Origin of the sequence: Myxococcus xanthus (genome assembly GCF_013116825.1) — a bacterium.
Lineage (GTDB): Bacteria > Myxococcota > Myxococcia > Myxococcales > Myxococcaceae > Myxococcus > Myxococcus xanthus_B.
Window position 1 is genome coordinate 49,449 of record NZ_JABFNS010000011.1, and the last position, 10,318, is coordinate 59,766.

General features: G+C 68.3%; 1 protein-coding gene (running past one end of the window). It reads right to left on the reverse strand.

Features of this window, described 5'->3' with window-relative positions; translation table 11 throughout:
• Positions 1–10,315, reverse strand: the start of a protein-coding gene (locus HNV26_RS05080; protein ID WP_171452769.1) for a non-ribosomal peptide synthetase. It extends 19,142 nt beyond the left edge of the window; 10,315 of the gene's 29,457 nt are visible here — the first part of the coding sequence; its start codon is at positions 10,313–10,315; its stop codon lies off the left edge, out of view.
• Between the last annotated feature and the right edge of the window lie 3 nt (positions 10,316–10,318).

Below are 10,318 nucleotides of genomic sequence, written 5' to 3' on the forward strand. Positions count from 1 at the left end.
GCATGCCCCCGCGGAACGTCTGCATCACCGGGCGGGGCTTGTCCGTGGGCAACGCCAACGCACTCGGCGCCCCAGCGAGCTGCTGTCGCCAGTATCCGAGCTGCGCCTCCAACACATCGTCTGCCAGCCACTGGTGCTGCCAGACAGCGTAATCGCCGTACTGGATCGGAAGGTCCGGCAACGAGGAGCGCTGTCCCTGGGACAACGACTCGTAGAGCGCGGCCACCTCGCGCACGAGGATGCCCATGGACCATTCGTCCGACACGATGTGGTGCATCACCAGCACCAGCACATGCTCCCGCTCCCGCAGCTGTAGCAACGTGGCTCGCAACAACGGCCCCTTCTTCAGGTCGAAGGGTCGCTGGGCCTCCTCTTCAGCCCAGCGCTTCGCAGCGGCATCGCGCTCGGTGTCATCCAGCGCTTCCAGGGACACCACAGCAAAGGCGAGCGCCGGCTCGGCCGAGATGACCTGCACCGGGGCCCCCCCCTTGTCCCGGAAGGTCGTCCGCAGGGCCTCGTGGCGGCGCACCAGCTCCTCGAAACTCCACTCCAGCGCGCGCGGGTCCAGCGCGCCGGTCAACTTCACCACCGCGGACACGTTGTAGAACGCACTTCCAGGCTGGAGTTGATCCAGGAACCAAAGCCGCTGCTGCGCGAACGACAAGGGCAGCTCACGTGCGCGAGGCACCGCCGGGCTCCGAAGCATCGGCATCTCGGCCCCAGACCGCTTCGCCTGCTCGATGCGACGCGCCAACTCCGCTACCGTGGGCGCCTCGAACAACTCCCGCAGCGCGAGGTCCACCCGGAAGGCCGAACGCACCCGCGAGACGAGCTGTGTCGCGAGGAGCGAGTGGCCCCCCAGCTCGAAGAAGCCGTCGTGAATGCCCACGCGCTCCACGCCCAGCACCCTGCTGAAGAAGCCGCACAGCAGCTCTTCCGTCGGGGTGCGGGGTGCGACGTACTGTCGCTCGCTGACGTCCACCTCGGGTGCGGGCAGCGCCTTGCGGTCCACCTTCCCGCTGGGGAGCAGCGGCAGCGACTCCAGGAGCACGAACCACGAGGGCACCATGGCCAGAGGCAGACGCTCCGCCAGGAAGGCCCGCAGCGCCGTGGCATCCACCGCGCCTGACGCATCGCCTGGCACCACGTAGGCCACGAGCCGCGTCTCATTCGAATCGTCCTTCCGCGACACCACCACGGCGACGTGGACGGCCGGGTGCTCCGCAAGCACCGCCTCCACCTCGCCGGGTTCGACGCGGTGCCCCCGCACCTTCACCTGCGTGTCCACGCGGCCCAGGAACTCCAGCGAGCCCCCCGAGCGCCACCGAACCTGATCACCCGTGCGGTAGAGCCGGGCACCCGGCGTACCTCCCAAGGCGTCCGGCACGAAACGCTCCGCCGTCAGGTCTGGCCGGCCCACGTACCCGCGAGCCAGGCCATCTCCACCGACGAAGAGTTCACCCGGGACGCCCACTGGGACAGGCTGGCCCTGAGCATCCAGGACGAAGGCCTGGGTGTTCGCGATGGGTCGGCCAATGGGCGCGAAGGAGCCTTCGCCCAGGTCGCCTCCCAGCCAGGCCGTGGCATCAACCGTGGTCTCGGTCGGTCCGTACGCATTGATGATGCTCGTGGACGGCAACCGCTCCCGAGCCTGATGAACGAGCTCCACCGGCAGCGCCTCGCCCCCGGATACCAGAACCCTCAGGCCCGCGGCTCGCGCCACACCTTCGTGCGCCAACAGGACGCGAAGCTGCGACGGCACCAACTGGAGCACCGTGACCTGCATGCGTTCCAGTGCGGTCAGCAGCACCTCGGTGTCCCTCTCGGCAGCAGGCGGTGCGATGACCAGCCGAGCACCAGAGACCAGCGTGGCCAGCAGCTCGGGCACCGAGGCGTCAAAGCCAACAGAGGCCTTCTGCAGCACCCGGTCTCCCGTGCCCAGCTTCAGCGCGGCGGTGAACCACGCCGTGTGTCGCGCCAATGCGCGGTGGGAGACGAGCACGCCCTTCGGACGTCCCGTGGACCCCGAGGTGAAGAGGACGTAGGCGGCGTTGTCCGCCACCGCGCTCGCATCCCAAGTTCCAGCGGCGACTGACCCAAGGTCATCCTCGAGCAACACCACGGGCATCGACGTCGCGGGCGCCAGGTCTCGCAACGCCCGCTGGGTGAGGAGTATCGCGGGCGCCGCGTCCTCCAGGATGCGCGCCAGCCGCTCACGGGGAGCGTCCGGCTCCAGCGGCACCCAGGCACCACCGGCCTCCAGGATGGCGAGCAGTCCCACCACCAACTCCGGCGACCGGCGCGCGAAGAGGCCCACCCGGACCTCGGGGCCCACCCCCAAGCGCCGCAAATGCGCCGCCAACAAGCGGCTCCGCGCCAGCAGCTCCGCGAACGTGAGCTGCCCACCCTCCCAAGCGAGCGCCACCGTTTCCGGAATGCGCGTCGCCAGGTCCGCCAACTGCACGTGCACGGGCGTATCGCGTGGATACGCCGTTGTGGTGTCGTTCCACTCCACCAGGAGCTGGTGCCGCTCTTGAGGAGAGAGCAGCGGCAGCTCGGACAAACGGCGGTCCGGGGAGGCCACGGCAGCCTCCAACAGCGTAAGCCAGTGCGCGGCCATGCGCTGGACGGTGGCCGGCTCGAAGAGGTCCGCGTTGTACTCGAAGACGCCGGAGAAGCCGTCCGGCAGGTCCTCCAACGCCAGCGTCAGGAAGAACTTCGCGGCGCCGATCTCCGTGTCCATCGCGCTCATCGAGAGCCCGGGCACGAGCGCCTCCGGTACTGGCGTGTTCTGCAAGGAGAACATCACCTGGAACAGCGGCGAGTGGCTGAGCGTGCGTTCCGGCTGGAGCTCTTCCACGAGTTGCTCGAATGGAACGTCCTGATGCACATAGGCACCCAGTGCCGCGTCCTTCACCTCGCGAAGCAACGCGAGGAACGGCTTCTCAGCGGACGCGCGTGCTCGCAACACCACGGTGTTGACGAAAAAGCCGATGAGCCCTTCCGTCTCCGCGCGGTTACGTCCGGCGACGGGGGTTCCCACCACCACGTCGTCCTGCCCCGAGTACCGGGCCAGCAACACCTGGAAGCCCGCCAGCAGCACCATGAACGGCGTTGCACCATGCCGCTGCGCCAGTGTCTTCACGCCGGATGACAACGCCGGTGGAATGCGCACCGGGAGATTCGCGCCTCGGAAGGTCTGAACCGCGGGCAACGGCCTGTCCGTGGGAATCGAGAGGACGTGAGGGGCTCCTTCGAGTTGCTGACGCCACCAGTCCAGTTGCCGCTGAAGCGCTCCACTCTCCAGCCAGGCACGCTGCCACGCGGAGAAGTCACCGTACTGCACGTCCAGTTCAGGCAGGGGCGACGGCTGTCCTTCGCGGAAGGCCCCGTAGAGTGCCGCGAGCTCTCGGACGATGACGCCCATGGACCACCCGTCCGAGACGATGTGATGCATGTTCGCCAGGAGCACATGCTCCGCCTCGGAGTGCTTCAGCAATCGTGTGCGCAGCAGCGGCCCACTGGCGAGGTCGAATCCGCGGAGAGACTCCTCACGCAGCAGATGCTGGACCTCCGTCTCGGCCGCCTCGGACGAGAGCGACGACAGGTCCACCACCGGCAGTGTATTCACCGTCTGGTGGGAGACGATCTGTACGGGCGTCCCGCCCTCGGAGCGGAACGTCGTTCGCAGGACTTCGTGGCGCCGCACCAGCTCACGAAGGGCGCGCTCCAGTGCATCGACTCGCAGGGCGCCCGAAAGCCGGATGGCCAAGGGAATGTTGTAGACGGGGCTCCCCGGCTCCAGCTGTTCGAGGAACCACAGTCGCTGCTGAGCGAATGACAGCGGCAGTGCCCCCAACCGAGGGACTCGCGTCAGGGGCGGTGCGTGTAGGGCTGAAGCCCCCGCCTGCATTTCCTCCAGCCGGAGAGCGAGCTTCTCCACCGTCGGCGATTCGAAGACGTCCCTCAGGGGGAGTTCCACCTGGAAGGACTCGCGGACGCGTGACACCAACTGCGTGGCCAGCAGCGAGTGGCCACCTAGCTCGAAGAAGTCCCCCTCCAGTCCGACGCGCTCGACGTTCAGCACCTCGGTGAAGATGGACGCCAGCTTTTGCTCAGTCGCCGTTCGAGGCGCCGCGAAGTGCGCCGTCTTCGGCCCCTGGGCATCCGGGGCGGGCAGCGCCTTGCGGTCCACCTTGCCGTTCGGCGTCAGCGGCAGCGTCTCCAGCACCACGTACGCAGAAGGCACCATGTACTCCGGCAACCGCTGCTTCACGTGGCTTCTCAGCGCGCTGGACTCCAGTTCCGCGCCCTCTTGCGCCGTCACGTAGGCCACCAGCCGCTTGCCTTCGCTCCCGTCCTCCCGCGCCACCACCACGGCTTCGCTGACGCCACTGTGCTGGGCCAGCGCCGCTTCCACTTCGCCCAACTCAATCCGGTAGCCACGCACCTTCACCTGCGTGTCCGCTCGGCCCAGAAACTCCAGCGTCCCGTTCCCCTGCCACCGCACCACGTCTCCCGTGCGGTACAGCCGCTCTCCCTCACCGAATGGGCTTGGGACGAAGCGCTCCGCCGTCAACTCCGGGCGTCCCACATACCCGACGGCCAACCCGTCTCCACCCACGTACAGCTCACCCGGTACGCCCACCGGCACCGGGCGCATCCCCACGTCCAGCACGTAAGCCACCGTGTTCTTCACAGGCCGGCCGATGGACACCGAGGCACCTACCTCCTCCAGCCTCTCCATCCGGTACGTGCTGGAGAACGTCGTGTTCTCCGTCGGGCCGTACCCGTTGATGAGCACACCGCCCGCCGCCAGCCGCTCCTTCACGCGGGACACCGGCAAGGCGTCACCACCCGCCAGCAACTGGCGGACACTGGCCAACGCCTTCGGCTGCCGCGCCTGCATCTGCTCGAAGAGCGCCGCCGTCAGCCACAGCGACGTCACGCCCGACGACTCCAGCTTCCGGCCCAGCTCCTCCAACGTCGGCGTCCCTGCTGGGTACACCACCAACCGCGAGCCGTGCAGCAGCGCGCCCCATACTTCCAACGTCGAGGCGTCAAAGGAGATGGGCGCCAGTTGCAGCCACACCTCTTCGGGCCCGAAGTGCGCGAAGTCCGTCCCCAGCACCAGGCGTGACACCGCTCGGTGCGGCACGCCCACTCCCTTCGGCTTCCCCGTGCTTCCCGACGTGAACATCACGTACGCCAGGTTTCCACCGCCCACATGAGTGCTCGGTGCGACCTCCGGTTGCAGGGCAATCTGCGTGTCCCACTCCGTGTCTACGCACACCACCAACTCGCCACCCGCGGCTACCTCGTCCGCCAGCTTCTCCTGCGCCACCAGCACCGCGACGCCGGCCTCCGCCTTCATCCACGCCAGTCGCTCCAGCGGGTAGCTGGCATCCAAAGGCACGTACACGCCCCCTGCCTTCAGGATGCCCAGCACGCTCACCACCAGCTCCAGCGAGCGCTCCACGCACAACCCCACCCTCACCTCGGGCCCCACACCCATGCTTCTCAGGTGGTGTGCCAACTGGTTCGCACGGCGATTCAGCTCCGCGTACGTCAGCCGCCGGTCCTCGTACTCCACTGCTACCGCATCCGGCGTCCGCTGCACCTGCTGCTCGAAGAGGGCACTCAGGCTCGCTTCACGCGGGTACTCCGATGCCGTCCCGCTCCACTCCTTCACCAGCCGCTTCCGCTCTTCACGGCCCATCAGCGGCAGCTCGGCCAGCCGCGTCTCCGGCTCAGCAACGGCTGCCTCCAACAGCACCCTCATGTGTCCGAGCATCCGGTCCATCGTCCCGGCCTCGAAAAGGTCGCTGTTGTAGTTGACCATCGCCACGACGCCGTCCGGAACCTCCTCCACCACCAGTGACAGATCGAACTTCGAGGTCTTCTCCTCCGTCGCCAGTCCCTTGAGGGTGATGCCCCTTAACTGAACTTCGGCGGCAGGAGTGTTCTGAAGGGTCAGCGTCACCTGGAAGAACGGGCTGCGGCTCAGGTCGCGCTCGGGCTGGAGTTCCTCCACCAGCTTCTCGAATGACACGTCCTGGTGCGCATAGGCGCCCAAGGTCACCTCACGGACATGCCTCAGCAGCGCGCGGAAGCTCAGCGCGGGCGACAGCTTCGACCGCAGGACCAGCGTGTTGACGAAGAACCCAATCAGCCCCTCCGTCTCCGAGTGCGAACGCCCTGCGATGGGCGCCCCCACGCTCACGTCGTCCTGGCCCGAGTAGCGCGACAGCACCGTCTGGAACGCGGCCAGCAACACCATGAAGGGCGTCGCGCCTTCGCGTCGGCCAAGCGACTCCACCTCACGCCACAGCGCCTTCGGCCACAGGATCTGAAGGTTCGCGCCCCTGAACGTCTGCGTCACAGGTCGCGGCTTGTCCGTAGGGAGTTCCAACGCTCGCGGCGTCCCAGCGAGCTGCGTCCGCCAGTACGCGAGCTGCGACTCCAACACCTGCCCCTTGAACCAATCGCGCTGCCACATCGCGAAGTCCGCGTACTGCACGGGCAGCTCGGGCAGCTGTGCCGGCCGCCCCTGAGACAATGCCTCGTAGAGCGCGGCCACCTCCCGCACGAGGATGCCCATGGACCAGTAGTCCGACACGATGTGGTGCATCACCAGCACCAGCACGTGCTCTTGTTCGGACACCTTGAGCAGCACCGTACGCAGCAAGGGCCCCTGCTCCAGGTGGAATGGCCGGCCCACTTCCGCCTCGGTCCGTGCCTTCGCCGAGGCCTCGCGTTCGCCTTCTGGCAACACGGACAGGTCCACCACCTCCAGCGGCACCTGCGTCTCCGCGGAGATGACCTGCACCGGCAAGCCATCTTCGGCGCGGAACGTGGTGCGCAGCGCCTCATGTCGGCGGAGCAACGCATCGAAGCTCCGTGCCAGCGCACCGATGTCCAGCTCCCCTGTCACGCGCACAGGCGCCCAGAGGTTGTAGGACGTATTCGCCGGATCGAGCTGCGCCAGGAACCACAGTCGTTGTTGTGCGAACGACAACGGAGCCGTGCCGCCGCGCTCCATCCGCTTCAGTGGAGGCGGAGGACTGCCCGCGGTCGCCACCGCTCTGGAAATCCGTTCCGCGAGCGCCGCCACCGTGGCCGACTCGAAGACGTCGCGCAGCGGCAGGTCCACTCGGAAGGCTTCACGGACCCGAGCGACCAGTTGCATTGCCAACAGCGAGTGTCCGCCCACCTCGAAGAAGTTGTCGTGCAGCCCCACCGTCTCCAGGCGCAGCACCTCCGCCCAGAAGCCCGCGAGCATCTGCTCCACGGGCGTGCGAGGCGCGACGTGCGCCGCTTTTCGAGACTCCCGTACCGCCTCCGGCGCGGGCAGCGCCTTGCGGTCCACCTTCCCGTTCGGAAGCAGCGGAAGCCGATCCAGCACCACCACCGCCTGCGGCACCATGAACCGCGGCAGGCGCGACTCCAGGCCCGCACGCACCTCACCGCCCTCCAGCACACGCCCATCGCGGGGCACCACGTAGGCCACCAGTCGCTTGTCGCCCGGTGCGTCCTCGCGCACCACGACCAGCGCCTCGCGCACGTCCGGTTGCCCGAGCAGCGCCGACTCCACCTCACCGGGCTCGATGCGATGACCGCGCACCTTCACCTGCGAGTCACCCCGGCCCAGGTACTCCAGTACGCCATCCCGCCGCCATCGCGCCTTGTCGCCGGTGCGGTACAGCCGCGTCCCGTCCCCCAGGGGCGCGGGGACGAACCGCTCCGCGGTCAGCTCCGGCCGGCCGAGATACCCGCGCGCCACACCTTCACCACCGACGTACAGCTCGCCCACCACGCCCGCGGGCACTGGCTCCAGCTCCCCGTCGAGGACGTAGATGCGGACATTCGACAGCGGCCGGCCAATGGCCACCTCGCGCCCGGAGTCCTCGGTGTCGGTGGTCAGGTCCACGGCCGTGGCCACCGCTGTCACTTCGGTGAGGCCGTACGTGTTCAGCAGAGGCACCGCGCGGCCCACGCGTTGCCGCCACTGCGACACCCGCGCGGGGACGGCGCGCTCGCCACCGATAACCACCCACTTCAGCCCCGAGGGCAGGCGCGCCTTGCCTTCATCCAGGCTCGCCGTCACTTCATGCCAGAAGGCCGTGGGCAGGTTGAGCTGGGTGATGCCGGCCGCTTCACACCGGGCCAGGAAGACCTCCGGGACGTCCAGCATCTCCGGCGTGCGCAGCACCAGCGTGCCGCCGCGCGTGAGGCACGGATAGATCTCCTCCGCGCTCGTATCCCAGCTGATGGACGCGAACTGCAGCACCCGGTCACCCGGCTCCACCGGGCAAGCCTGCCACTCCGCGCGAATGAAGCTCACCAGGGAGCGGTGCTGCACCACCACGCCCTTCGGCCGCCCCGTGGAGCCCGACGTGTAGAGCACGTACGCCGCGGCTTCCGGTGGAACGACGGCGGTCGACTCGGACGTCATCACCTCTGCGTCCGGCGTGAGCGACGCCACGTCCAACCACACCCGTCCTGATGCCTCGCCCAGCTTCTCGCGGTACTCTCGCCGTGCCACGACCACGCGAGCGCCGCTGTCCTCCAGCATGTAGCCCAGCCGCTCCGCTGGGTACTCCGGGTCCAGCGGCACGTAGGCGCCACCCGCCTTGAGCACACCCAGCAACGCCGCCAGCAACTCGACCGAGCGCTCCACGCACACTGCCACCCGGGACTCCAGGCCCACGCCGAGCGCTCGCAGGCGAGCCGCCACGTCGTTCGCCCGCGCGTTCAGCTCGCGATACGTCACGGACTCGTCGCCGGACACCACGGCAGAGGCGTCCGGTGTCCGCGCGACCTGCGCTTCGAACAATGCATGGACACAGGCGTCCGGAGGCAAGGGCTCGTTCGCGCCGCTCCATGTCTCCAGCAACCGGTGCCGCTCCTCGACCGAGAGCATCGCCAGCGTCTCCACGGGCCGGTCGGGTGACGTCACCGCCGCGTCGAGCAGCGTCTCCAGATGGCCCAGCAGTCGCTCGACGGTGGCCGCGTCATACAACTCCGAGTTGTACGTGGCCGTCAGCGCAAGCCCATCAGGGCCTCGGGACATCATCAGGGTCAGGTCCACGTCGGTGCTCGACACATCCGCGTCGAGCACGCGCACATCGAGCCCTTGCACCTCGCGAAGCGGTGGCGGCGCGTCGAGTTCCCCCAGGAGCACCTGGAACATCGGTGCGCGCGTCGGGTCCTGCTCCCCGCCCAGTGCACTCAGCAGCGGTTCGAAAGGAACATGCGCGTTCGCGAAGGCCTCCTCCGTGTCCGCCTTCGCGCGGCGAAGCAGCTCACGGTAGCCCGGACGGCCGGAGAGGTCCGCTCGCAGGACCAGCGGCTCGACGAAGAGGCCCACCAGCCCTTTCGTCTCCTGCCTGCCCCGGTTCGTGTGCGAGGCGCCAATGAGCAGGTCCTTCTGCCCGGTGTAACGTGAAAGCAGGACCTGGAGCCCCGCCAGCACGGCCATGAACAACGTGGCGCCTTCGGCCTGCGCCAGCGACTCGAGGCGTTCCAACCATGACACGGGCAACGAGACGCCGCGCTGAGCTGCCCGTCCGGTCGCGGAGCGCCGCGGGCGATCCGTCGGCAGCTCCAGTTCATGCGGCGCGCCCTCTAGCCGCTTGCGCCAGAGTTCCAGGTGCGCGTCGAGCGCGTCACCGCGAAGCTTGCCCCGCTGCCAGGACGCGTAGTCCCCGTATTGGAGCGGCAACACAGGCAGCGGCGACGGCAGGCCCTGGGCCAAGGCGTCATAGAGCGCCACCATCTCGTGGGTGAGCACGCCCATGGACCCATGGTCGGAGATGAGGTGGTGCACCACCACCAGGAGCACATGGCGCTCCGGAGCCACGCGCAGCAACACCCCGCGAGCCAGTGGGCCACGGGACAGGTCGAACGGTGTTTCCAGCTCAAGCTGGATACGCTGCCGCACGGCGGCTTCGCGCGCCGCTTCGGGGACGTCTTCCAGTCCTTCCACCGTGAACGGCAGGCGTGCTTGGGGATCGACGAACTGCACCGGTGTTCCGGAGACCTCGCCGAAGTGCGTGCGCAGCGACTCGTGGCGCCGCGCCACTTCCTGGAGGCTCCGCTCCAGCACGGCCTCATCCAGGCGGCCGGACAGCTCCAGGACCAACGGCAGGTGGTAGGCAGACAGCCCGGGTGCGCGCTGTACCAGGAACCACAGCCGCTGCTGGGAGAACGTCAGCGGCAACGCGGGCCGGGGCTTCTTCTCCAACCGCTTCGCGAGCAGCGCGAGCTTCTCCTCGCGCGTGAGCGTGGGCTTCTTGTCCGTTTCGTTCCCCATGGC